The organism is Paenibacillus albidus, assembly GCF_014644435.1.
GTDB classification, from domain to species: Bacteria; Bacillota; Bacilli; order Paenibacillales; family Paenibacillaceae; genus Paenibacillus_AQ; species Paenibacillus_AQ albidus.
This window is the reverse complement of record NZ_BMKR01000006.1, coordinates 51,795-72,397: the sequence shown is the minus strand read 5'-3', so window position 1 is coordinate 72,397 and position 20,603 is coordinate 51,795. Positions and strand designations below refer to the sequence as shown.

Sequence of the window (20,603 nt, the reverse complement as noted above, 5' to 3'; positions counted from 1 at the left end):
TACGGAGGTTGTCAGAATGAAAAAATTTGTATCTGGATTAATTGTGGGTGCGATGCTATTTGCGGGCGCTTCCGCCTTCGCGGATTCTGCAAGCCTTATCGGACAGAAGGTACAGGGTCTATTTACAGTAGAAAAGAATGGGGCGAAAGTAGCTGACGCTGTTATTATCAGCGGAACGGCATATGCGCCAGTTCGTGCGGTTTCGGATGCAACAGGTGCAAAATTAACAATAGAAGGGAAAAAAATTATTATGGGAGATAGTTCAAACAACGCCACTTCAACGAACGAAGCAAAGACGTTGACAGATTTGAAGTCTCAACACAATAAAATTTCTACAGACCTAAATAAGCATCAGGAACGAATAACGGATTTAGAAAATAATATAATTCCCATTCAGGAAGAAGCGGCAAAGCTACAACCTAAATTACACCAGGAGCAACTTGATCAGTACAAGCAAATACTTCAACAAACCAAAGCAGAGGTTGCGTCTCTTCAACAACAACTAACAGATATAGATGCTCAAATAAAAGCACTGGAGAATGCTAGTAAGTGATGAAGAGAAGGATCATCATTTTAGTTTCTGCCATTATTGTATTGTTAGTTGGATTTTTAGCCATTGATCATGTAACCAATGACCCTAAAAAGTCTGCTTTCGAAAGAGGCGAGAGTCTACCGGTTCCAACGGGATCTGTTGATACGTTTGAGGCGGACACGAAATCCATCATTGACATGTATGCTTCTAAATCCGAAAATCTAGAACCATTAACGGAAGAAGAGGAGCGACAAGTCAGTGAATATCATGACAAGTATCTAAGAAATCCTCGTTTGACTGAGGAACAAGGAAGTTTGCAGACTAAGGTTATAATGTTGGAGAACTCTTATTTCGTATACTCTGCCAATACGGGGAGTAAGAAAAAGGAAGATATAAAGTCTGCGAATGAAGCTATAACTCAGTTCTTAAATGTGCTTGAAGAATCGAAATAAGAAGCCCCATAATTACCGTATTAATAAAGTATAAGAACAGTATATAAACTCCATTAAGATATAAGTAGAAAAGCCTCTCCCAGATTGGGAGGGGCTTTTACTTTTGTCTAGAAGGAGGCAAGAAACAATTGGTATCCATTAAGAAGATAGAATTGTCAATCGACCTTACCAGACCGGCTGAAGAAATTACTGAGGCTATTATTACAGTCATGGAATTTTTCCCGGGACGGCAACTTGAGATATTAGAGAAAGTTGATCAACGTATCGGGGAGATGTTGGTTGCTCTAAGTCCTAAGGAACAAACGGCAGAAGAAGATACAAAAGAAACGCCATAGAGAGAAAGGGGCGGGGGAATGAACGCAGAGCGTATCTCTGAGATTGAAAGATTATTACCATTGGCAGAAAAATACGGCCTCGCCGTGCTGCTGGTCTTCATTTTGCTGATCATCGTTTTGAAGCAATGGCGAGATGTTGCAACGGGGAAATTGGTTCCGCGTGAGATGCTGGATAGAGCTCTTGAAGACAACGACAGGCTTCAAGAAATATTGGATGGTGAGCGCAAAGAATTCATGCAGCCAATGCTTGAAGTATTCAGGAGGCTTAAGACAGACCATCACGCAGATAATGAAGAGGATAGGGGTGGATAATGTGCTGACGAAATGGATTCAACGCTTATTCCCCCGGCACCGGGAAAGAGAACTAGAGTTAGACCAATCTTCGCGCCGGGTAGCGCTCTCTATCGGCCTTTATAAGAACATGTCTCAAGAAATACAGGCTGAAATCGAGCGTAATAAATTCTCCAAGTATTTAGTTTATGATCGGGGGGATCACCATGGGTATCATTGATATCATACTGTTATTGCTTTACGTAATCGCTATTGTAACGGCGGTATACATTTTGTTCAAACACAGGTCGTATTTCCACGAACGATTTAAAAAAGGCGTTGTCAGTGTCTTCATGCTGGCGATGCTTTTTTTCTTGGCTGCTTACACGTTTAAAATGGCCATCGTACTGCTGATCCGCGCGTCGACAGTCTTTGGCTTTGCATCGCCAGAGTTGTCCGTCTGGCTGCTGGAGGGCTGGACGCTGGCCCAGATCGGGACAACCGGCGGGTTGATTGCTTTGGCCTGGCTGACATGGACAGGACGTTATGACCAGTTCGTGCAGTTGCGGAGACTGGATAAGAAGATCGAGGAGGATATAGACGATGCTGACGCTTGAGCAAGTAAAGGCAAAATCAAGTAAGCGGTTGGTCGGGCTGCATCCGGTGGTATTGGCTGCTGCTGTCGCGCTGATCGAGCGCAGTTATGCCCGGGGAGTAAATATAGTGATCACTCAGGGACTGCGCACCATCGAGGAGCAAGACGCTCTGTATGCCCAGGGGCGGACAAAGCCCGGTAAAATCGTCACCAATGCCAAAGGCGGGACCAGTTACCACAATTATGGTCTGGCCATTGACTTCGCGCTGCTACTGCCTGACGGGAAATCCGTATCATGGGATTTAAAACGTGACGGTGACAGTGATAAAGTAGCGGACTGGACAGAGGTGGTCCAAGAGGCCAAAGCGCTAGGGTTTAAGTGGGGCGGGGATTTTGTGTCTATAAAGGATGCGCCACATTTTCAAATCACGTTCGGCCTTAAAATATCCCAGCTGCGGGCGGGCCAGAAGCCGACTGAAACGGCCATGGCTATCGCTAAAGCAAAAATAGATCGACTTACTGAGGAGGTAAAAGAAGACATGAGTAAAATTACAGAGTTGGCATCAATCGTCGCTGAACAAGAGGAACGCCTTGTAGCGCTGGAGAAGCGTTTGAATATCTCTGGCGAGGAAACATATGCGAAGGACTATGAGAAGGCAATACAGGCCGCCAAGGACGCTGGGATTATAACTACTTCGGCAGAAAAGTCCAAGATCGAACTGAACGTTATCACTATGCTGGTTAATGCAGGATTAGCGAACAAGGCTCTCATTTCGTTCTTTAAAAACTTCAAATCTGAGGTGAAATAATCATGAAAAACAAATGGCGTAACTACGGACTGTGGGTATCGCTCACAGCTGCTGTGCTGCTGGGGGTACAGACTATAGGAGCAATCTTCGGGTTCCAATTGGCCCCGGAGAAATATGACGAGGTTACAGCAGCAGTGAATGCGGTGCTGGGTATCCTGGTTGTGCTGGGGATCGTGAGTAACCCGGAAGTGGGCAAGGGATACGGAGATGAAAAAATAAAATAGCCTCCAGTGAGACCCGTACTGTGAGGAGGATAGTTTCTATTGGTCCTAACTGCATTGACTAAAATAACCCATCATTGTTCCCACATAAAATGACCAAGCAACATGTCCTTTCTAGCATATAATACTATATCTTAAAAAGAAGGGAGGTCTTTATATGGGAACTTATGTAGACGGAAGAACATCACAGAATGCCAGCTATGCCAATTCTATTGCAATTCCGATCCTGGCTATTAATACTCCACAGATTTTTGGACAAGTTGGGCTGGTAACGCAAGGAGTTACGACCAATCCGCGTGTTCTGCTTAAAGGTACGATATCCGTAACAGTTCCGTTGGCTTTAGTGGGAATTACAATTACGATTGTCAGAGGAACGCTGCCCACTGATCCACTGGTTTACTCGGCCACGTCGACTTTCAATCTCAGTGTTCTGGCTTCGCAGGTAATTACTTTCTCTGCTGATGACTTTGTGCCGCCGATCACCCCGCAATTGACTTACACAGCATTTGTTTCTTCTAACTTGCTTGGAACAATTCGTGTCGGTCCTGAAAGCTTCGACGCTATCCTGGTTTCTGACTAAAAATTTTGTGCGTTCGGGATTATGCCCACTGGCTCTAACTGGTGGGCTTTTTTCTTTTACTCTCTCGTGGTAAACTTTAGGGAAATTCTTGGGGGGGAAAGAAATGCGTCGAGGTGCTGTCTTATTGTTGATGCTCGTATTGCTCACTGCCTGCGGGGCGTCGAACAGTGGATTATCCACAGATGACCTTGCAATTGTAAGAGTTGATGATGAAAAACAAATTGTGCAATATGGTATGAGTCGCGCAGCAGCAGAGAAGGTGTTGGGGGAAGCAAGCGGAAATAAGAATTACTTGAGCTACGAGAATGGAGTGGAAGTCTTATACAGGGACAATTCGGTGGTGCTTCTTTCATTGGGTGAAGAATCTAAAGGAGTCTATAAGACCATACAAGGCGCAGAAATCAATATGAATAAAGGAGAAATGAAAGAAATATATGGTGAGGACCAAGCCATAGAAATTCATGAAAATAATTTAGACTATCTCTATGATTCGATAAACAAAAAGTATCTTACCGATATAGAGGTTAATTCGGAAGAAAGAAAAAGTTTTTATCATATATCATTTATGTTTAATGAACAAGGAGAAGCCGAAAGTATATTCTTGAGTGATAATAATGCTTCTATGTTTCTGAATTAATACATATTTCCAATTGAATTCCCAAACGTTCGCGATTTTGCCCACTGGCTCCGGCTGGTGGGACTTTTTGTCGTTTTTTAGGAAAATAGTCTCAATAAAAGACTATCATTATTCCAGAATATAGGTTAGAATACAGAAAAATAGACATGAAGCGATATGAGCCACCATGTCCATAAAAGCTTGAGTGTATTCGGCACTCAATTACAGTTATCATCTTTATAATATCGAAATCTTACCGTTTTGTCCAGTATTTCGAGGCTTTTTTGGACTTGCTCATACCTCTTCGAAAATAGAGGAGAGATTAAAATTGGCATTAAATGATGTATTAGCAATGCAGGTTCCTTCTGGTGTACTGAAACAAATCTTGAAAAATGAAAAGTTAGACAAGGAAACTAAGTTATCAGTCATCGAAGATATGGCCAAGACGATAGCCGACAAGAAACCGGTAGTGGGACAGGAAATAGCGGATCAGTTTCAATATGCTGGTGCTACAGCAGTAAACGTCCATATGATTATGAGTGACTTGTCACCGGATTGGCAAAATAAAGAGTTTTTTAAAGATTTTCTTATAAAAAAATTTAGTGGGGCTCTTTTTGGACGAGGACTTCGTCCTGAGTTGGACTCTGAACCTAAACTCATAAAAGCAACTGAGGTAGGAGACAGAATGGTACTCGCTTTTTCGTATCTAGGCTCACCGAGACGGTACCTTGAAAATTATGAAATTGTAATTCGAAAAGCGCAAGTTCTTGATTATGTTGTGATTCATTTTTCTCCCTTTGCTGTAGAAGTAAGAGCGAGCCAATCGCAAAACCGGGTTTTTAAATCAGCAATGTTGGACATCATGGAAATACAAGATACTCCGGTTTGGGAGAAATTAACAAAGCTTACAGAAACACAAGCGAGAGAACTTGCAATTAAGCTCAATGCAAAATTAAGAGCTGCTAAGCATAAAATGACTGAAGGTGCTTATGCTACAAAAGAAGTCACTGCAAGCACTCAAGTATTGGATTTAGAGGATGAATTGCAATACCAAGAAGAGTTTGGAAATCAACCAATGAAGAAAAAGACGCTGACTTTCAATTTTACCTACTCATTTGGGTTTGAAGATGAAATTTCATATGTAATAACTGATGAGGGGCTATGGTTTAGATCCAACGTTGGTGAAGAGGCTATTCAACATGTATTTGATTTGATTTTGAAAATAAAATTTGCTACAGTTGAATCCACAGATGAGGAAGTTGTCACTGAAGAGGAATTAGATTCTCCATCAGCGAATATATAATTTATAACCTTGGAATGGGGGGAGAAAAATGTTGGAGCATGAATTTTTACTGGACGACACTCTTGAAATTATGGCTCAGAACAACAAAAAGCATTTCTCCCCACATTTCGTTTGTGCCCAAAGTGGTATTGCTGATATCAAAGCGGTCACTGAGTACCTGTACTCACAAGTAGGTCGTAAATTGAAGGTTTATTACGAAGTCGAGTGCCCTGATGGAGATAGTGATTTCGCTGTAGTTTCTCCAGATCTCGTTTCAGATGATTGGAAAGTTTGTAGTATTTGTGGAATCGACTACATTCCTGATCCGGATAGAGTTTGGGTAGCTTTTGATTTTCTACCACCGTACATTGATCACGTAAAAAAAAAGTCCATAAAGGTATGTCTTCTCCCCAATTAAAAGATATCCCTGCCATAGGCACAACTCTTAGTGACATATTCAAAATGGGTTTTACAGTAAATCAGTTGTCAATCAATGGAGGCATTCACGTGAATAATGATAATTCTAGAAAGATGGATGGTAATAATTTTGCTGGTGCTACCTTCACCGGTAATGCCAACTTCCAAGGTGATCACAATAACCAAACCTATGAATCGGGTTTAGATGGTCCTACACAAGAATTATTTGCTAAACTCATTGAAGAAATTAAGAGTACAATCGCAGATCCCGAAGAAAGAGACGATAACCTCGCAGACGTTGAAAGGATTAAAGAAGCTGCCGCAAGTGGGAACAAAGCACGCGCAGCCAAATTTTTTAGTAGACTAGCAGAAGCGATAAAATTATCCTCAGTTGCTTCAACGTTAGCGAAAAACCTTGGCTTGTTAACCTTTTTAGCCTAATTCTAATATAGGGCCATCCATTAATTCAGTGGGAGGCCCTTTTTCGTGTGAGGATAATTTTCCTTACCAGTGATATAGAGTTCATATACATAATGTTCCATTTGAACTATACTTAATTTATTGAGTTCGGAAGTTCCGCCCTTGCCAGAGTGCAGGGTCTTACTTTTGTGGAGGTGAATGTCTTGCTGAAAGTACTAAGGGCAATTGGTATTTTGTTAAGTGCAGCAACAATCATTCTGGCCATATCATTTTTTTTCGGTGAAAAGGATCAGGTGGTAATGTCTTGGACAATGTTGGGGATGTGTGGAGCATTGATATTTAATGGAGGGGCCTCATATTTTAAAACTAAAGATAAAATGGCTGCTCTATCCTCGGTTATTGGTATTTTACTTCTAATAGTCTCGCTTACTCAGTTCCCTTTTTAGATAGGGGCGACTTAATTGAACAACACATACAAAGTCCTGGAGAGTGATACAGACTTCCTAACGGCTGCCCTGGCCCAATCAAAGGTATCTGTTTGGTACCGAGAAGATCCGGACCCAATCGGCCACCTGATGGATTATGGCGGGCTAGTGGAGGGATATTCACCAGAAACAATCAAGATTGCTAGCAGTTGGTTTATGCGTGAACGTTTTGAATTTAGAGCATACATAAAATAACCCGCTGGGCGTATATGCCTGTCGGGTTTGTTTTTAATCTTCAGTTTTTCCTTCAATCCTCAACCTGATTACCCTCGATACACTCTCAACCTCGCTTATCGGCACCCATACAGGCCCTTCCTCCGTATTGATTTTTATTCTTTCTGGATCATTTGAAAGATCTGCAACTCCCTTAATTCGCTCGCCATTATGCGATAAAAAGACTACCATTTGTTCGCCCTTTAAAACGGCAGCGCGGAGTTCTCTTCGTACTTCCTTATCATTCATGGACACACCTTGTCGTATTTCCTTATTGTCCATATAAGCACCTCACGATTTTTAGTCTTTCATAAAACTCTCTATCCACATTTTACCTCTATAACTCTCAATTGTAATGTAAATATTTGTCGAATAACAGACTGTTTGTTCGCCCTTTATTAGTGTAGGCTTGATGCATACATATTAAAGGAGATGATTTGATTGAAGAAGATTGTTACACCCATAATACTGTCCTTACTATTAATTTTTAGTTTTGTTTCTAGTACAAAAGCAGATACAGTAGTTGAAAAAAGTGCAATTCCAATAATGACATCAAATACCTCTCCATCAGGAATAGTCTCAGCAAGTGAAGCTTTTTCCGGCACTCCGGCTTGGAAGGCGTTCGATGGTATCAAATACTATAGTACAACTAATACTAATTACGCGGCATGGGGAACATCAAAGACTACAGGATGGCTTGCATACGAATTTCCGACCGCGAAAGTAATAACTAAATATATAATATATTATGGTTCTAATCAATCAAATAGTCATACAATTGGAGTCAACCCTAAAGACTGGACATTTGAGGGATCGAATGACAAAAGTAATTGGGTAGTCCTAGATACTCAAAGCAATGTCACAAGTTGGATATTAGGAGAGGAAAAATCATATGAGTTCAATAATGACACCGAATATAAATATTACAGGATAAATATATCTGCTAATAATGGTCAGACTGGTCTTACTGTAAATCTCACCATTCACGAACTTGCTATGATTGAGAAGGTTGCACCCCCCCAGCCAACGGCAACTCCGGAACCTACGGCAACAGCCACACCTGAACCAACACCAACCGTAACTCCGTCACCATCTCCAGAGCAGCCGATAGGCAACCGTGCCTTTCTCGTCGTGACGATGAATACCGGCCTTGAAAAAGAGTTCGACTTGAGCATGGATGAAGTGAATGCCTTCATTACTTGGTACGAGAACAAACAAGGTGGTACAGGAAGCGCATCGTATGCAATAAACAAGCATGACAATAATAAAGGACCATTCACTAATCGTAAAGATTATGTGATATTCGATAAAATCCTGACTTTTAGCGTAGATGAATACTCATTATAAGCATAAAAGAAAGTAACGCAAACAACCCCGTCAACCTTAAGTGGTCGGCGGGGTTGTTTTACGTTCATTGGGCAATTTCTTGTATAAGGTCGACAGAGTTATTGTGCACATTACCTACAGAAGAGTCAACTGGATAAGCCCTCATTTTGGACGCCTGATAAGGTTTCAACAGCCCAAGTAATGACTGTACATCATCATTATCACGTCCCAACCAGTCGGCCTCATCCTCCGGACGAAGGATCACCGGCATACGATTATGGATATCGGCCATTAGACTATTGGGCTCTGTTGTTATGATTGTAGAGGTACTAAGTTTATTGCCATCTGGATCGGTCCATGTGTCGTACAGTCCAGCCAAGGAGAAGATGCTGTCGTCTTTCATCAAGATTCGCATGGGTTGCTTATGAGTGCCTTCCTTTTTCCATTCATAAAATCCGGTAGATGGGATCAGACAGCGCCGGGAACTGAGCAAACGTTTGAAGGCGGGCTTTTCTGCAACCGTCTCGGCCCGCGCATTGATCATCTTGCTACCAATCTTGTCGTCCTTTGCCCAGGACGGTACCAAGCCCCATCGAAGCTCACCCAACCTGTTACCGGTACTGCTGCCGATCACAGCAGGTATATACTGCATGGGGGCCGCATTATAATTTGGTGAATAATGCGTAATGGTAGCATCATCCGTTAAATATCTAATCATTAACTCTTCCATTGTTACGGTGATCGTATATCTCCCGCACATGTACACCACCTCCATATTATTTATATTATCCTAATATGAATTGGTCAAACACTGGGCTCCGTAACATACCAGATTTAGTCCAGTTCCTGATTCGCACCTTGGCCCGCATCCGGGGCTCTAGGTGTACAAACTCCTTATCCTCGCCTTTAACAAGCTGCTGGGCAACGCCTCTAAATGCCTGCTTGTGGAGCGGTGATGCACCGAGCTCAATTATCCCAGCCGGGCGCAGCCTATCGGACGTACCGGACGGGACCGCAGCAAGCCAGCCAAACTCCTGCTTTCGATAGCCTGTGATAAAAACATCCACATAGGTCCAGTTGATTACCTTTTGCCAAGCGTGGGAGCGTCGCCCGGTCTCATAGATGCTGCTTTTGCGCTTTCCGACGACACCTTCCATTCTCTGGGCTTCAATCTGCTGGAATAACGCCTCACCTGCACCGTCTATATGCGGCACTACGCCATAGCTACTGGAGGGGAGGGTTAATCCTGCCAGTATCTCTTTGTGGCGCAGGAGCGGCAGCCCACGCAGATCTTGGCCTTTGTATTGCAGGATATCAAAGATAGCGTAATAAGCCGGCAGGCTGGCTGTGAGCTGCTGGACCTTATCCGCCCGGCGCGCCTGGAATCTACTCATGACCGATTCAAAATCAGATACACCGGTGGCCGGATCAACACAGGCAACCTCGCCGTCAAGGATAATGTCGTCGTCAAAGGAAAGCTGCAGTTCCGGGTACTGCCGGGTGCATTCGTTGTTGTGCCTCGTATATAGCCTGACCTTCCCGGCTTGCTGGGAGTATATCAACCGGTGGCCGTCTATCTTTGGTTCATATATATAATCACTGTGTGAAAACGGCCCGGAAGCCGTCTGCAGCAGCATAGGACTTATAAACATAGTTTCACCTCTACCTAATTATAAATGTCAGGTAGGAACAATTGGTGAGGTAAGTGCTGGAAATAAGGAACGTTTGTTCTATTTTTCCATTGATTAAAAATTGCAGACTCGGTTATAATACAAACAAACGTTCCTATTTCGGAGGCGGTAAAGATGAAAATGGCAGTAGGTCAAACCATCGAAATCGTATATCAAGCAAAGTCAGGGGAAATTACACAGCGTAAAATAGAGGTGAACGCTATTCGCGATGACCGTATTAGAGCTACATGTCTGACCAGTGGGTCCCCACGCGTATTCCTGAAAGGAAATATCCTTGCTTGGAGACTTATAAAGAGAGGTGTAGTAGCTTGAAGCCATTATCAAAACGACAGTACGCAGCATTGCAAGCAATAATTAAGCTATCAGAGGACCATGGGTATCCGCCAACCGTACGAGAAATCATGAAGGAAATCGAACTCACATCCAGTTCGACAGTGCAAGTGCTGCTGGATAAGTTGGAGGCAAAAGGATATATCAAGAGAGAGGGAAAAACTCCACGTGCACTTACGGTGCTAATCCGTGCTTGATGATACCCCACGCAAGCTGCTGCGGATCATATTTCAGTTCCGGTATCATTTCAGACGGATGCCAAAGATCCAGGAGTTGCGAAGATTGAGCGGGCGGCAGCCTGCGGAGATAATCAAAGGACTCAAAGCGCTGGCAGCGGAGCAATACATACTATGGGAGTCGTCTGCACCTATTGAGACGGCTATAATAATTGAGGGGTGGGAACGTAACGTATCATACGACACATCGCCTCAGGGAGGCACACAGAGCGCCGGACGTGGACCTAACATAGATTACTGGATGAATCACTGAGGGGGCAGTACAAAATGAGTAAATTAGACGGTAATGAGAGGTGGAAAACTAAGATGCTACTTACCGATCATGTGGATCAGTACGATCAGAAGAATAAGGACCAGGGAGCCGGTAGCAAGATGCTTACTAATGATGAGCGTGAGATGATACGGGACCTCATTTTGTTGCCACATATAGATACAATGGTGGGCAAGAGCATGCGAGATTTGGATCACTCCAGCAGCATACTTAAGCGAGCCTTTGTCCTGGCAGGAGAATCCATACAACGGAGGATTATGCAGGATACCTATCGGCTGCAGAAGGAGCTCAAGCAGCGGAATGTCCGGTTTATTGCGGATGAGCAGGATGAGTTTGTTATATACCATAAAGTCTTTTGCCGGGGGTATCAAGATAGGTTTGGAATGACCCGGGATGTAATGCGTACCGAGATTAGCCTGCGGTTGACCAAGTATACAGCAGAACTAGGAGACACATTAAAAGAGCATCTAAAATAACAATGCCCCGTCAGTGATTATACTGGCGGGGCTTCTTCATTTAATAAAATCACTTGTGATTTTTCTGGGTTATACCTCTGGCGCCTCTGTTACATGTTCCACAATCTCATGTAATGGTACACCAAAGTGATTACATGTCTTGTCCAATACTTCCATAGAAACATACTCGCCCTTTCCCATTTTAGCGAGCGTGGCAGAGGATAGGCCGAGCGCTTCCCGGTATTCGGTTTTAGACATGTCCTTGTCGATAAGCAACCGCCAAAGCGGTTTGAATGAAAATCCCATACCCATGTTCCTTTCATACTGTTTGTCCACATTATAGAATAATATATTTAATAAAGCAAATAAATTGTTTGACAATATGTTTTATTTAGTATATATTATATTCAGGAAGTAAAACATAGCGGCTTCCGGAAAGGAGAACAATACATGAAAGATTGGGTTATATTCCTGACAGCTATCATTCAGCTCATTACAGCAGCTACGCTGCTGAAGAAAGCTCAGGAAGACAACAAAAAAGGAACCAAACGCAGCCGTGGCGGCAAACGTAAATAGGTTCCCGGAGAGTAGGGGTTAGGGCCCCTGCTCTCCACCCAATCATAACATAAATGGCAAATCGGTTGCCACTTGATAAATCTGCCGGAAGGCGTACGCAGGAGAGATATGGGATATGAACAATGTGAAAATGAGAAGCACAAACAAGGATGGTCAAACGGTTGAAGTAAGAGACCATTCAGCAAAAATACCAACCATGTTTGAAACCCGTGTTATGCCAAAATTCAAAGTTCTGGTCGAAGGTAACGAAATAGCGGAAACGGAATATTTCCAGCAGGCAAAGTTTATCTTCAAAAACCAACTGTAGAAACATGAGACTACGGCCCCTCTAAAGGAACGGAGAATGAATATGAGATTCACGCCTGGAGAAAAGATTGCAATACAGTTGGCGCTGGAGCAAAGAGTTTTTGAATTGGAACGGAATGTAGTTGACTGGGAAGGCGAAGAAGTTGCAGAGGACTGCAAGGATTTATTGGTAGAAGCTAAGTTGGCATTGAAAAAGATCAGGGAGGGATAAAATATGCTGAACGTAATTACATGGGTGATCGTTGTAGCGGCGCTGGTCTTATCGGTTATCGCGCTGATTAAAGTGCGGGGGCGGCGCTAATGCTGCCCGTACACCTTCGCTTGGCTGAAATGTACCACATGCACAAAGCCGGTACGCTCTCTGACAAGCACGGTAAGGAGCTGCAGCAGTGCCTTGCTGTTAATGCCAGGTACTGCTGGGACTATAACACCCTTAACAATCAACTTGTGCAGGCCCAAACCACACAAGACACCTCATGGGAAGTGGATATCATGGTTAAGATGGATTGGCTCCGTCGCTCTGGAAAGTTGGTTAAAGGATATTGAATAAACTGCCGCCTGATAGACCTATTTTAGTAGTAAATAAGTAGTATACGTTGTACCTAAGACGGATATATAATTAATGCATTGAATGAAAATTATGTCAGGCGGTGTTGTGAATTGTCATGGGAGCCAGTGAGGTTTATGTTTTTTTCGACTCTTGAGGGGGTAGGATTGCTTGCACTAATGCTTTCGGTTTTCAGGCTTAAAATAACGCAGTTCATTTGGCCCGCGTTGTTCACTATTCTGGTTATGAACTTACAAAGTTACATTTTGAGAAATGAACTATCACTTTCGTATTTAGTTCCAGTAATTAACATCTTCCTTTTCGTTCTATTCATCACGATCATTGTTAGAGAACCCGTTTTGGGAGCCGGTATTATAACAATAACGGGATATTTATTATTTAGTATTTTGCAAGCTTCCTTGTTGTTGCTGGTGTTCGGATCGATTAGAAACATAGAGGATTCAGCCGCAAATGGATATGCACTTCAGTCTCTTTCTTTTTTAGTAGACACTTTGCTGGCGTGGTTCTTGTACAGGCATGGACTAGGATTCAGTTTTGACTTTGAAAAGCTGAGGTTAAAAAAAGAAAGCCTTGTGGTTGTGCTGTTTATATTGGTGACAACTATGACTTTTGCAGTCTTGATGTATCAAGAAAATATAAGCAAGTTGAGCATCTTCTTTGTAGTATCGTTATTATATTTCCTTTACTACTCCTTTAAAAAGGAGAAGGAAGATGATTGAGGCCTTGGCATTAAAATTTGCTTTAAGTATAAAGAAACACGCGCCAACACATCCGGCATCAGTAGATGTTTTGAAGTTCTCTCTTTCAATTTTAATAAATGCTACAACTATAGTTTTGCTCAGTTTTTTAATAAGTGGGTTTACAAATAAAGTTCCTGAGATGGCATTTTCGCTCGTTTCCTTTGCTTTATTAAGGCAGATATCGGGAGGCGTACACCTGAAATCTGGTATGTATTGCGTGGCGTTAACAACCGCCTTAATGACACTCATTTCTTTTTCTGATTTCGGTTTCGGGATGACAACAGCCTTTAATGCGATCGGTATTTTACTCGCATTGGCATATGCTCCTTCGAGGATCGAAAGACAATCAAGGATTCCTAAAAAGTATTACCCATTATTAAAAGTTGCTTCAGTTTTTCTGATTGGGTTGAATTTCATTATCAATTCGCCAGTGATTGCGGCTGGATTCTTGGCTCAGGCTTTGACTTTGATTAAATTAAGGAGGTGATTCAATGAAGACCTTGGCCTATGCTACTGCAACACTTCTTGCAACCCTTGCCTCGGGAGTTGTTTCAACAGCAAGCTTTCTGTTTGTTTATCAAGGCGAAACTCCCGAAGAACTTTTGAAATAGGAGTGCATTCGATGAAAGAGATCTCAGTGACAAGAAAAATTAATGGAGAGGGCCTCGGTCCCTTGGAGATAAACCACATATTGTTTCTTGAGTACGATCGGGCAATAAACAGGATTCTTGTTCATACCAAAACTGAAATATTTTATACAGTGGGAACCTTGGTTTATTGGGTTGAAATGCTTAACAACAATGGTTACAATTTCGCTCGGGCAGATCGTAACGGTGTGATTAATTTAAGTAAGGTAGAAGTGATGGACCAGAGGTTTTATAGGGGTTACTTCGAAGCAGGCATGAACGGAAAGTTTTGTCCGTTCGCCAAAGAAAAATTTAATCTATTAGTCAAAGAATTGAATTGCGTAGTTTTAACGTAAGCTTCCCTTTGGAAGCTTTTTTTAATGTTAGACCAACCATTATATCACATTTATTTTGAAAAGTTTGTCGAAATATGAAATATAATCAATCCAATTGAGGTTGCGAGATTGGCTATACATTATACAACTAAATAGTTTAAAGTGTAATTATATTACTCCGGGGGAATTTTTATTGACAAAATAAAAGGTGTACTCTTACTGCTTGTCGGTGTCATCGGGGAGCAAGAAATCTACTCCGTCCTGTTGCGTTATTTCGGCCATTGATAGACTTGTGACTCCGAACAACCAAGAACAATACAGATGCCCCTTAAAACTAAAGAGGGCATTATCTGATGATTGTTTTCGTACTTGGAGATAGTCTTTACCGAAACCGCCAAACCCACTTCTGTCAGCAAGAGTTCTGACAAATCTTCTTGGGTCATACCGGCTGATGTTCGTATATTACGCAACAGGCACTTCCCGTGACGAAGTGCCACCTGGAAATACCTCCAAACATCAAAAATAGTTTAATATGTTTTCGAGCGAATTATAACATATTATACATTGGGGGTGGAATCTAATAATTCAGTATATAGAATGAGAGTATTTTGGAACAAAGCAAAGACTCACCGGCTAGGGCGAGTCTTTGAATTGAAGCGCATGATTCCATTGTTCAATTTTAGCTTAACATATTTTTTATAACACGGTAATGACATTATAAAATTTTAATTCACCAAAGGGGTTCTATGAATGGAAAAGCATACAATTAAAATACCTTGGGATTTAAATATTGAACTCGCTACAATGCTTACAGAAGCAATTCGATTATCAGAAGAAATTAAGGCACCGATGGTGGCTACTATTGTAACGCCTTCTTGGACTGATACTGTTTATATAAAAGAATAATCCGTGCCGATTTTGTGCCGATTCAAGATGACAAAGTAAGATACAAGATGAAAAGCGTAAATGAAGAAACGGCTTAAAAGAAGCTGTTTCTTCATTATAATGTATGTAATGAAAAATTGATTTATTCAAGTTTGAGATGGAAGGTTCGATCGGTTAACCCATCATATACACCGTATGGATCACGAAAGGACTGTCTCATAATTAATGGGCAGTCCTTTTGCATCCTAAAAGCCACAAAAAGCAGCGATTCTCCCGTTATCCGGAGAATCGCTGCTTTGCGTTTTGGGTCCCTGTTTTTGGTACCGCAACCGTTCCAGACTGACGAGCACTTTCCAATTTCCTGCCGCCTGGTTACAACGTTTCTTCAGGGGACAGCCAAGCATCGCTCTGGATTCAGTAATAGGGTATCTGTCATCTGTTGACAGACTGAACGGAACGGAGAAACGTTATTTCGCGAAATCAGCTCATTTTTCTGGTCAAACGGACTCAAAAGCCGCTAAATGATCCATTAACCCTCGTTTTGGGCTAGAGATCATACAATAAGAGCACCTGAGTCCGTCAAAAAGGACAACACCCTTCGTTGCCTCAAATAAGAGCACCTGAGTCCGCTTCCTTGCACAGCCGGTCCCGGTAGCGTCCATTCGAAATGCCAAAGTCGATCCTACTCCAAGTTGTGTGGGGAAGGGCCACTTAAATTGTATTATTATACAATTTAGACGGATAAAGGGCTGTATTGACAGAACAGAAAACAGTGTATTCTTCATTCAACAGCATTCGCGAGCAAATAGAAGCATTTTAAGATATAGGGAGTCGTTTGCTTTATGGAAATCCCGGTATTTCCCGGAATAAGGGGTTAAATGCCCGATTATCCGCTTTGCTGCTTTAAAATTAGGATGATAAACTGCATAAAGTCACTACATTGGAAGCGTTAAAAAGACGTTTTTCAAAGCTAGCTTATTTATAAAGCTAAGCCCATGCTTACGAAAAACTTCGTAAAGCTTTAAGGAGGAGAGAGATGGATGTTCTCAGGCAATTGCGGGGCTTTTACCGGGAGAAGCTGCATTATTTGATTCTTTCGATTATTTGCTTGGCCGCCGCCACTGCAGTGGGGCTGATTACCCCCAATTTATTAAGAAGGCTGATTGACGATGTCATTGTTCCAAGAAAGTTTACAGAGGTGCCGATGCTGGCAATCGCTGTAGTCGTTGTAGTTTTTGTAAAAGCTTGCCTGCAGTTTGCACATGGTTTTTTTGGAGGGCGGCTGGGGAATTTCCTGGCTTATCGGCTGCGCAACGCTTGTTATGAGAAGCTGCAATTCCTATCTTTCCGTTATTATGATACGGCGAAGACCGGTGACCTGATGTCCCGGCTGACCGGTGACCTGGAAGCAATCCGGATGTTTATCGGCTTTGGTTTCGCCCAGTTGCTGAATGTATTTTTTATGGTGTTGTTTGGCTCCGCTATGATGTTCTCGATCAATTGGCAGCTGACGCTGGTCACGTTGATCACCATGCCTTTTCTCGCAGGGATCGCGCTTAAGTTCGAGTCCAAGATTCATCCCGCTTTTCAGGAGATGCGTCTGGCGCTCAGTGCGCTGACCACGGCGGTTCAAGAGAATGTTACTGGTGTGCGGACCGTCAAATCCTTTGCCAGAGAGTCTTACGAGGTCGAGAAATTCTCACACCGCAATGAACGTTACAAAAACAACCAGATTTTTGCCGCAGAGCTCTGGAGTAAATTTTTCCCCTTGATGGAGCTTATGGCTTCGGTCAGTGTGGCGATTCTGCTGGGTGTTGGCGGGACCCTCGTAATCAATGGACGTATGTCCCTGGGTGAGCTGGTTGCCTTTTTCAGCTTGATCTGGTATATCATTGGCCCGGTATGGGGCCTGGGCTTCCAAATTAACAACTATACGCAGTCCAAGGCTTCGGGAGAACGTGTGCTTGAGGTGCTGAATCAGCGGATTGATGTGAAGGATAAAGAAAATGCCCGCGAGCTTGTGTCTTCGGAAGTCAAAGGCGATGTGGAATTTAATCATGTGACGTTTGCTTATGGCAACAAAATGCCGGCGGTGACCGATATCCATTTCCGGGCCAAACCGGGAACGGTCATTGGTTTCCTTGGCGGTACGGGGTCTGGTAAATCAACAATTACACAGCTGATGATGCGGGCCTATGACGTTAATGAAGGAAGCATTACGCTGGATGGAGTCGACATCAGGGAGTACAATGTCCGCAGTCTGCGCTCACAGATCTCAACTGTGTTCCAGGAGACATTCCTGTTCTCCTCCTCCATCCGCAACAATATTTCCTATGGCCTCAAAAATGTAACCATGGATGAGATCATCCGGGCCGCACAATTGGCCAAAGCCCATGATTTCATTATGGAAATGGCAGAAGGTTATGATACGGTTGTCGGTGAACGCGGAATGGGGCTCTCAGGAGGCCAAAAGCAGCGGATTGCCATTGCCAGAGCGCTGCTTAAGAATCCGCGGATTCTGATCCTCGACGACGCGACAAGCGCCGTGGATATGGAGACGGAGCATGAGATTCAGGCGGGGTTCCAGGAGGTCATGCGTGGCCGCACGACCCTGATTATCGCCCACCGGATTTCATCGCTGCGCCATGCCGACCAGATCATTGTGATGAACGAAGGCCGTGCCGTGCAGCAGGGCACACATGAAGAGCTTATTGAGGTTCCGGGACCCTACAGGGATGTATACCGTATTCAGTACGCGGATTATCTGTCAAGAGCTACCGGCAGAGAGGGGGCGTAAAAAAGCATGAAACTTGAAGCCAAACCAAGCCAGGCAGCGGGAATGAACAAGAATACCGCCCAGCAGCAAAAGACCCTGGAAGAACGCTTTGTGTATAAAGATGACGACCTGATTGATAAAGCGTTTGACTGGAGGCAGTTCACCCGGCTGTTCGGCTATATGAAGCCCTATGCGAAGCAGATGCTTCCGCTCGTGTCGATTATGATGATTCTCGGAACGATTACGAAGCTGACCGTTCCGTTCCTGACCAGTCTTGCCATTGACCGTGCGATTGCTCCCAAGGAAGGGAATCCAAGCTTAACGCTTTTATACACCCTGACCGCCAGTGTAATTGTCCTGTACCTGATTCAGTGGATCGCCGGAGTGTACCGGATTAAATACACAAACGTTATCGGGCAGCGGGTCATTTATGATCTGCGCTCGGATTTGTTCAAGCATATTCAGAAGTTATCCTTTAACTTCTTTGACAAAAGACCGGCCGGTTCGGTGCTGGTGCGGGTCACGAATGATATCAACTCTTTGCAGGACCTGTTTACGAACGGGGTTGTCAATCTGATGATTGACTGCGTGCAGCTGCTGGGGATTACGGTTATCCTGCTGCTGATTAACTGGAAGCTTGGGCTTGCAGTGATGATTACCGTGCCGGTGATGTTCCTGATCTCCACCAAGCTGCGTCAAAAGATCCGTCTGGCTTGGCAGGATGTGCGCATGAAGAACTCGAGAATCAATTCCCACTTAAATGAATCCATTCAGGGGATCAGAGTGACGCAAGCATACACGCAAGAGCGGGAGAATATGAATTATTTCGATTCCATGAACATGGACAGCAAGAAATCCTGGGATAAAGCCTCGGCGATGAACCAGGGGTTCGGGCCAATTATTGAGGTGACCGGCGGATTCGGGACGATGATTCTGTTCTGGTTCGGGGCCTATCTGATTCAATCGGGTGAACTGACCGTCGGTTTTCTGGTGGCTTTCAGCACGTATGTCAGCAACTTCTGGGACCCGATTAACCGTTTGGGACAAATGTACAATCAGCTGCTCGTCGCCATGGCCTCCTCGGAACGGATTTTTGAATATCTGGATGAACAGCCGGCGGTCCAAGACAAGCCGGGCGCACAGCCGATTCCCAAGATTAACGGCGATATTGTATTCGACAAGGTGGTCTTTGAATATGAGAAAGGCCGGGCTGCGTTAAAGGGCATTGACCTGAACGTCCAGGCCGGGCAGTCCATTGCCCTGGTAGGTCATACCGGCTCCGGGAAAAGTACGATTATTAATCTGATCGGACGGTTCTATGATATTACGAGCGGCAAGATCACCATTGATGGCCAGGATATCCGTGACGTTACCCTGGAGAGTCTGCGCAGCCAGATCGGAATCGTGCTCCAGGACACCTTTATCTTCTCGGGAACCATCCGCGATAATATCCGCTTCGGGCGGCTGGATGCGACCGACCAGGAAGTGGAGGAAGCTGCCAAGGCGGTGGACGCTCATGAATTCATCACGAAGCTGCCGGGAGGCTACAATACGGAGGTAGAAGAACGGGGCAGCGCATTGTCCATGGGACAACGCCAGCTCCTGTCCTTTGCCCGGGCGCTGCTTGCCAATCCGCGGATTCTAATCCTGGATGAAGCTACAGCAAGCATTGATACAGAGACGGAGCTCAAAATTCAGGAAGCGCTCAAAATCCTGCTGCAGGGCCGGACCTCCTTTATCGTCGCCCACCGTTTATCCACGATCCGGCACGCCGACAAAATTGTGGTGCTGGATCACGGGGAAGTTAAGGAAGTCGGAACCCACAGTGAGCTGACCGCGCATGAGGGTGTGTACAACGGCCTTATTGAAGCCCAATTCCGCTTTCTCTAAAATCAGCAGACAGCCCATTCCCCGCAAGTCAGTGGGGGAATGGGCTGTTTTTATATTGAGCGATGACTTTGTTTACTTTCGGCGTTTGGATACCCTACCTGTGGTGCGGAGCTCAAACATTTGGGCAGCTATCTCCTGGTCCCATCCCGCATCACCGGTAAGGCCGGCGAGAAGAGCTTCATTCTTCAGGCGGGCCATTTCCCAGCAGTACCTGGCGTTGACCTGCAAACACTGCTGCTGCTCGGCTTCCTCAGCAGGAGTCAGAGCCCGTTTGCCGCTTATGATGAACAGTTCGGCCAGGCGTTCATGAACGGGCAGCATGGTTTTTCGCTCCTTTGTATGAATATACCGGATCATACATTATT

At 44.0% G+C, this 20,603-nt stretch carries 36 protein-coding genes; 30 read left to right on the top strand and 6 right to left on the bottom strand.

The window, feature by feature from the left end; all coding sequences use genetic code 11:
- Positions 1–16: 16 nt before the first annotated feature.
- From IEY53_RS08580 to IEY53_RS08515, 14 genes are all read left to right on the top strand, one after another.
- A complete protein-coding gene (locus tag IEY53_RS08580) occupies positions 17–553 on the top strand; it encodes a hypothetical protein (RefSeq protein WP_189023925.1) in 537 nt (178 codons plus the stop codon).
- Positions 553–984: a hypothetical protein gene (locus tag IEY53_RS08575; RefSeq protein WP_189023924.1), complete on the top strand. Its 432-nt coding sequence runs from the start codon at positions 553–555 to the stop codon at positions 982–984. Before IEY53_RS08580 ends, IEY53_RS08575 begins: the two co-directional genes overlap by 1 nt.
- A gap of 128 nt (positions 985–1,112) precedes the next feature.
- Complete coding sequence (locus tag IEY53_RS08570; RefSeq protein WP_189023923.1) at positions 1,113–1,319, top strand: hypothetical protein; 207 nt, start codon at positions 1,113–1,115, stop codon at positions 1,317–1,319.
- Positions 1,320–1,337: 18 nt separating this feature from the next.
- A complete protein-coding gene (locus tag IEY53_RS08565; protein ID WP_189023922.1) occupies positions 1,338–1,631 on the top strand; it encodes a hypothetical protein in 294 nt (97 codons plus the stop codon).
- A 185-nt stretch (positions 1,632–1,816) separates the two neighbouring features.
- Positions 1,817–2,206 (top strand): hypothetical protein, encoded by a 390-nt coding sequence (locus IEY53_RS08560; protein ID WP_189023921.1) that lies wholly within the window; start codon positions 1,817–1,819, stop codon positions 2,204–2,206.
- Entirely contained in the window at positions 2,193–2,993 is an 801-nt protein-coding gene (locus tag IEY53_RS08555) for a M15 family metallopeptidase (protein ID WP_189023919.1), read from the top strand. Before IEY53_RS08560 ends, IEY53_RS08555 begins: the two co-directional genes overlap by 14 nt.
- Before the next feature lie 2 nt (positions 2,994–2,995).
- Positions 2,996–3,217 (top strand): phage holin, encoded by a 222-nt coding sequence (locus IEY53_RS08550; protein ID WP_189023917.1) that lies wholly within the window; start codon positions 2,996–2,998, stop codon positions 3,215–3,217.
- 154 nt (positions 3,218–3,371) lie between these two features.
- The gene (locus IEY53_RS08545) at positions 3,372–3,794 is read left to right on the top strand and encodes a hypothetical protein (protein ID WP_189023916.1); all 423 of its coding nucleotides are present in this window, start codon (positions 3,372–3,374) and stop codon (positions 3,792–3,794) included.
- A 103-nt stretch (positions 3,795–3,897) separates the two neighbouring features.
- Positions 3,898–4,431 carry a hypothetical protein gene (locus IEY53_RS08540; protein WP_189023914.1) on the top strand — a complete coding sequence of 178 codons (534 nt, stop codon included), beginning with the start codon at positions 3,898–3,900 and terminating at the stop codon, positions 4,429–4,431.
- A gap of 307 nt (positions 4,432–4,738) precedes the next feature.
- A complete protein-coding gene (locus tag IEY53_RS08535; protein WP_189023912.1) occupies positions 4,739–5,713 on the top strand; it encodes a hypothetical protein in 975 nt (324 codons plus the stop codon).
- A 28-nt stretch (positions 5,714–5,741) separates the two neighbouring features.
- Positions 5,742–6,110, top strand: a complete 369-nt coding sequence (locus IEY53_RS08530; RefSeq protein ID WP_189023910.1) for a hypothetical protein — start codon at positions 5,742–5,744, stop codon at positions 6,108–6,110.
- 89 nt (positions 6,111–6,199) lie between these two features.
- Positions 6,200–6,550, top strand: a complete 351-nt coding sequence (locus IEY53_RS08525; RefSeq protein ID WP_189023908.1) for a hypothetical protein — start codon at positions 6,200–6,202, stop codon at positions 6,548–6,550.
- A 182-nt stretch (positions 6,551–6,732) separates the two neighbouring features.
- Positions 6,733–6,975 carry a hypothetical protein gene (locus IEY53_RS08520; RefSeq protein ID WP_189023906.1) on the top strand — a complete coding sequence of 81 codons (243 nt, stop codon included), beginning with the start codon at positions 6,733–6,735 and terminating at the stop codon, positions 6,973–6,975.
- A gap of 15 nt (positions 6,976–6,990) precedes the next feature.
- On the top strand, positions 6,991–7,209 hold the full coding sequence (locus IEY53_RS08515) for a hypothetical protein (protein ID WP_189023904.1): 219 nt from the start codon (positions 6,991–6,993) through the stop codon (positions 7,207–7,209).
- A gap of 33 nt (positions 7,210–7,242) precedes the next feature.
- On the opposite strand, the gene IEY53_RS08510 is transcribed toward IEY53_RS08515, so the two are convergent.
- Positions 7,243–7,509, bottom strand: a complete 267-nt coding sequence (locus IEY53_RS08510; protein WP_189023902.1) for a hypothetical protein — start codon at positions 7,507–7,509, stop codon at positions 7,243–7,245.
- Positions 7,510–7,668: 159 nt separating this feature from the next.
- Between IEY53_RS08510 and IEY53_RS08505 the strand changes: the two genes are divergently transcribed.
- Positions 7,669–8,574 carry a discoidin domain-containing protein gene (locus IEY53_RS08505; RefSeq protein ID WP_189023901.1) on the top strand — a complete coding sequence of 302 codons (906 nt, stop codon included), beginning with the start codon at positions 7,669–7,671 and terminating at the stop codon, positions 8,572–8,574.
- A gap of 64 nt (positions 8,575–8,638) precedes the next feature.
- On the opposite strand, the gene IEY53_RS08500 is transcribed toward IEY53_RS08505, so the two are convergent.
- Both IEY53_RS08500 and IEY53_RS08495 read right to left on the bottom strand, forming a co-directional pair.
- Positions 8,639–9,313: an SOS response-associated peptidase gene (locus IEY53_RS08500; RefSeq protein WP_189023900.1), complete on the bottom strand. Its 675-nt coding sequence runs from the start codon at positions 9,311–9,313 to the stop codon at positions 8,639–8,641.
- Between the two features lie 25 nt (positions 9,314–9,338).
- Complete coding sequence (locus tag IEY53_RS08495; protein WP_189023899.1) at positions 9,339–10,205, bottom strand: ATP-dependent DNA ligase; 867 nt, start codon at positions 10,203–10,205, stop codon at positions 9,339–9,341.
- A gap of 153 nt (positions 10,206–10,358) precedes the next feature.
- Between IEY53_RS08495 and IEY53_RS08490 the strand changes: the two genes are divergently transcribed.
- From IEY53_RS08490 to IEY53_RS08475, 4 genes are read left to right on the top strand one after another with little or no spacing between them, the layout of a single operon-like run.
- Complete coding sequence (locus tag IEY53_RS08490; RefSeq protein WP_189023898.1) at positions 10,359–10,556, top strand: hypothetical protein; 198 nt, start codon at positions 10,359–10,361, stop codon at positions 10,554–10,556.
- Positions 10,472–10,771 (top strand): LexA family protein, encoded by a 300-nt coding sequence (locus tag IEY53_RS08485; RefSeq protein ID WP_229696052.1) that lies wholly within the window; start codon positions 10,472–10,474, stop codon positions 10,769–10,771. Before IEY53_RS08490 ends, IEY53_RS08485 begins: the two co-directional genes overlap by 85 nt.
- The gene (locus IEY53_RS08480) at positions 10,764–11,063 is read left to right on the top strand and encodes a hypothetical protein (RefSeq protein ID WP_189023896.1); all 300 of its coding nucleotides are present in this window, start codon (positions 10,764–10,766) and stop codon (positions 11,061–11,063) included. Before IEY53_RS08485 ends, IEY53_RS08480 begins: the two co-directional genes overlap by 8 nt.
- 14 nt (positions 11,064–11,077) lie before the next feature.
- The gene (locus IEY53_RS08475) at positions 11,078–11,557 is read left to right on the top strand and encodes a YhjD family protein (protein ID WP_189023895.1); all 480 of its coding nucleotides are present in this window, start codon (positions 11,078–11,080) and stop codon (positions 11,555–11,557) included.
- A gap of 69 nt (positions 11,558–11,626) precedes the next feature.
- On the opposite strand, the gene IEY53_RS08470 is transcribed toward IEY53_RS08475, so the two are convergent.
- Positions 11,627–11,848, bottom strand: coding sequence for a helix-turn-helix domain-containing protein (locus IEY53_RS08470; protein ID WP_229696051.1), 222 nt, complete (start codon positions 11,846–11,848; stop codon positions 11,627–11,629).
- Positions 11,849–11,986: 138 nt separating this feature from the next.
- Here IEY53_RS08470 and IEY53_RS35705 point away from each other — a divergent pair, with 138 nt between their 5' ends.
- The 8 genes from IEY53_RS35705 (at position 11,987) to IEY53_RS08435 (ending at position 14,708) form a co-directional block, all read left to right on the top strand.
- Complete coding sequence (locus tag IEY53_RS35705) at positions 11,987–12,112, top strand: hypothetical protein (protein WP_268240760.1); 126 nt, start codon at positions 11,987–11,989, stop codon at positions 12,110–12,112.
- Between the two features lie 115 nt (positions 12,113–12,227).
- Positions 12,228–12,419, top strand: coding sequence for a hypothetical protein (locus IEY53_RS08465; RefSeq protein WP_189023893.1), 192 nt, complete (start codon positions 12,228–12,230; stop codon positions 12,417–12,419).
- 36 nt (positions 12,420–12,455) lie between these two features.
- The gene (locus IEY53_RS08460) at positions 12,456–12,629 is read left to right on the top strand and encodes a hypothetical protein (protein ID WP_189023891.1); all 174 of its coding nucleotides are present in this window, start codon (positions 12,456–12,458) and stop codon (positions 12,627–12,629) included.
- An 89-nt stretch (positions 12,630–12,718) separates the two neighbouring features.
- Positions 12,719–12,964, top strand: a complete 246-nt coding sequence (locus tag IEY53_RS08455; protein ID WP_189023889.1) for a DUF7667 family protein — start codon at positions 12,719–12,721, stop codon at positions 12,962–12,964.
- A gap of 114 nt (positions 12,965–13,078) precedes the next feature.
- Positions 13,079–13,705, top strand: a complete 627-nt coding sequence (locus IEY53_RS08450) for a hypothetical protein (RefSeq protein WP_189023888.1) — start codon at positions 13,079–13,081, stop codon at positions 13,703–13,705.
- Positions 13,698–14,213, top strand: coding sequence for an accessory gene regulator ArgB-like protein (locus IEY53_RS08445; protein WP_189023886.1), 516 nt, complete (start codon positions 13,698–13,700; stop codon positions 14,211–14,213). The genes IEY53_RS08450 and IEY53_RS08445 overlap by 8 nt, the downstream gene beginning before the upstream one ends.
- Positions 14,214–14,217: 4 nt before the next feature.
- Positions 14,218–14,337, top strand: a complete 120-nt coding sequence (locus IEY53_RS08440) for an AgrD family cyclic lactone autoinducer peptide (RefSeq protein WP_189023884.1) — start codon at positions 14,218–14,220, stop codon at positions 14,335–14,337.
- Between the two features lie 11 nt (positions 14,338–14,348).
- On the top strand, positions 14,349–14,708 hold the full coding sequence (locus IEY53_RS08435) for a LytTR family transcriptional regulator DNA-binding domain-containing protein (protein ID WP_189023882.1): 360 nt from the start codon (positions 14,349–14,351) through the stop codon (positions 14,706–14,708).
- A 248-nt stretch (positions 14,709–14,956) separates the two neighbouring features.
- On the opposite strand, the gene IEY53_RS36040 is transcribed toward IEY53_RS08435, so the two are convergent.
- Entirely contained in the window at positions 14,957–15,184 is a 228-nt protein-coding gene (locus IEY53_RS36040; protein WP_189023880.1) for a helix-turn-helix domain-containing protein, read from the bottom strand.
- A gap of 253 nt (positions 15,185–15,437) precedes the next feature.
- Between IEY53_RS36040 and IEY53_RS08425 the strand changes: the two genes are divergently transcribed.
- The 3 genes from IEY53_RS08425 (at position 15,438) to IEY53_RS08415 (ending at position 20,238) form a co-directional block, all read left to right on the top strand.
- Positions 15,438–15,593 carry a hypothetical protein gene (locus tag IEY53_RS08425; protein ID WP_189023879.1) on the top strand — a complete coding sequence of 52 codons (156 nt, stop codon included), beginning with the start codon at positions 15,438–15,440 and terminating at the stop codon, positions 15,591–15,593.
- A 1,015-nt stretch (positions 15,594–16,608) separates the two neighbouring features.
- The gene (locus IEY53_RS08420; RefSeq protein ID WP_189023877.1) at positions 16,609–18,369 is read left to right on the top strand and encodes an ABC transporter ATP-binding protein; all 1,761 of its coding nucleotides are present in this window, start codon (positions 16,609–16,611) and stop codon (positions 18,367–18,369) included.
- 42 nt (positions 18,370–18,411) lie between these two features.
- The gene (locus IEY53_RS08415; protein ID WP_229696064.1) at positions 18,412–20,238 is read left to right on the top strand and encodes an ABC transporter ATP-binding protein; all 1,827 of its coding nucleotides are present in this window, start codon (positions 18,412–18,414) and stop codon (positions 20,236–20,238) included.
- Between the two features lie 72 nt (positions 20,239–20,310).
- Here IEY53_RS08415 and IEY53_RS08410 read toward each other — a convergent pair whose 3' ends face one another.
- The gene (locus tag IEY53_RS08410; protein ID WP_189023873.1) at positions 20,311–20,559 is read right to left on the bottom strand and encodes a DUF7667 family protein; all 249 of its coding nucleotides are present in this window, start codon (positions 20,557–20,559) and stop codon (positions 20,311–20,313) included.
- Positions 20,560–20,603: the final 44 nt, after the last annotated feature.

Bases quoted from the DNA above. Each gene is read 5' to 3' on its own strand.
- IEY53_RS08580 (WP_189023925.1), top strand. From the start codon at position 17: ATGAAAAAATTTGTATCTGGATTAATTGTGGGTGCGATGCTATTTGCG.
- IEY53_RS08575 (WP_189023924.1), top strand. From the start codon at position 553: ATGAAGAGAAGGATCATCATTTTAGTTTCTGCCATTATTGTATTGTTA.
- IEY53_RS08565 (WP_189023922.1), top strand. From the start codon at position 1,338: ATGAACGCAGAGCGTATCTCTGAGATTGAAAGATTATTACCATTGGCA.
- IEY53_RS08560 (WP_189023921.1), top strand. From the start codon at position 1,817: ATGGGTATCATTGATATCATACTGTTATTGCTTTACGTAATCGCTATT.
- IEY53_RS08555 (WP_189023919.1), top strand. From the start codon at position 2,193: ATGCTGACGCTTGAGCAAGTAAAGGCAAAATCAAGTAAGCGGTTGGTC.
- IEY53_RS08550 (WP_189023917.1), top strand. From the start codon at position 2,996: ATGAAAAACAAATGGCGTAACTACGGACTGTGGGTATCGCTCACAGCT.
- IEY53_RS08545 (WP_189023916.1), top strand. From the start codon at position 3,372: ATGGGAACTTATGTAGACGGAAGAACATCACAGAATGCCAGCTATGCC.
- IEY53_RS08540 (WP_189023914.1), top strand. From the start codon at position 3,898: ATGCGTCGAGGTGCTGTCTTATTGTTGATGCTCGTATTGCTCACTGCC.
- IEY53_RS08530 (WP_189023910.1), top strand. From the start codon at position 5,742: ATGTTGGAGCATGAATTTTTACTGGACGACACTCTTGAAATTATGGCT.
- IEY53_RS08510 (WP_189023902.1), bottom strand. From the start codon at position 7,509: ATGGACAATAAGGAAATACGACAAGGTGTGTCCATGAATGATAAGGAA.
- IEY53_RS08500 (WP_189023900.1), bottom strand. From the start codon at position 9,313: ATGTGCGGGAGATATACGATCACCGTAACAATGGAAGAGTTAATGATT.
- IEY53_RS08495 (WP_189023899.1), bottom strand. From the start codon at position 10,205: ATGTTTATAAGTCCTATGCTGCTGCAGACGGCTTCCGGGCCGTTTTCA.
- IEY53_RS08490 (WP_189023898.1), top strand. From the start codon at position 10,359: ATGAAAATGGCAGTAGGTCAAACCATCGAAATCGTATATCAAGCAAAG.
- IEY53_RS08485 (WP_229696052.1), top strand. From the start codon at position 10,472: ATGTCTGACCAGTGGGTCCCCACGCGTATTCCTGAAAGGAAATATCCT.
- IEY53_RS08475 (WP_189023895.1), top strand. From the start codon at position 11,078: ATGAGTAAATTAGACGGTAATGAGAGGTGGAAAACTAAGATGCTACTT.
- IEY53_RS08470 (WP_229696051.1), bottom strand. From the start codon at position 11,848: ATGGGTATGGGATTTTCATTCAAACCGCTTTGGCGGTTGCTTATCGAC.
- IEY53_RS35705 (WP_268240760.1), top strand. From the start codon at position 11,987: ATGAAAGATTGGGTTATATTCCTGACAGCTATCATTCAGCTCATTACA.
- IEY53_RS08465 (WP_189023893.1), top strand. From the start codon at position 12,228: ATGAACAATGTGAAAATGAGAAGCACAAACAAGGATGGTCAAACGGTT.
- IEY53_RS08460 (WP_189023891.1), top strand. From the start codon at position 12,456: ATGAATATGAGATTCACGCCTGGAGAAAAGATTGCAATACAGTTGGCG.
- IEY53_RS08455 (WP_189023889.1), top strand. From the start codon at position 12,719: ATGCTGCCCGTACACCTTCGCTTGGCTGAAATGTACCACATGCACAAA.
- IEY53_RS08445 (WP_189023886.1), top strand. From the start codon at position 13,698: ATGATTGAGGCCTTGGCATTAAAATTTGCTTTAAGTATAAAGAAACAC.
- IEY53_RS08440 (WP_189023884.1), top strand. From the start codon at position 14,218: ATGAAGACCTTGGCCTATGCTACTGCAACACTTCTTGCAACCCTTGCC.
- IEY53_RS08435 (WP_189023882.1), top strand. From the start codon at position 14,349: ATGAAAGAGATCTCAGTGACAAGAAAAATTAATGGAGAGGGCCTCGGT.
- IEY53_RS08425 (WP_189023879.1), top strand. From the start codon at position 15,438: ATGGAAAAGCATACAATTAAAATACCTTGGGATTTAAATATTGAACTC.
- IEY53_RS08420 (WP_189023877.1), top strand. From the start codon at position 16,609: ATGGATGTTCTCAGGCAATTGCGGGGCTTTTACCGGGAGAAGCTGCAT.
- IEY53_RS08415 (WP_229696064.1), top strand. From the start codon at position 18,412: ATGAACAAGAATACCGCCCAGCAGCAAAAGACCCTGGAAGAACGCTTT.
- IEY53_RS08410 (WP_189023873.1), bottom strand. From the start codon at position 20,559: ATGCTGCCCGTTCATGAACGCCTGGCCGAACTGTTCATCATAAGCGGC.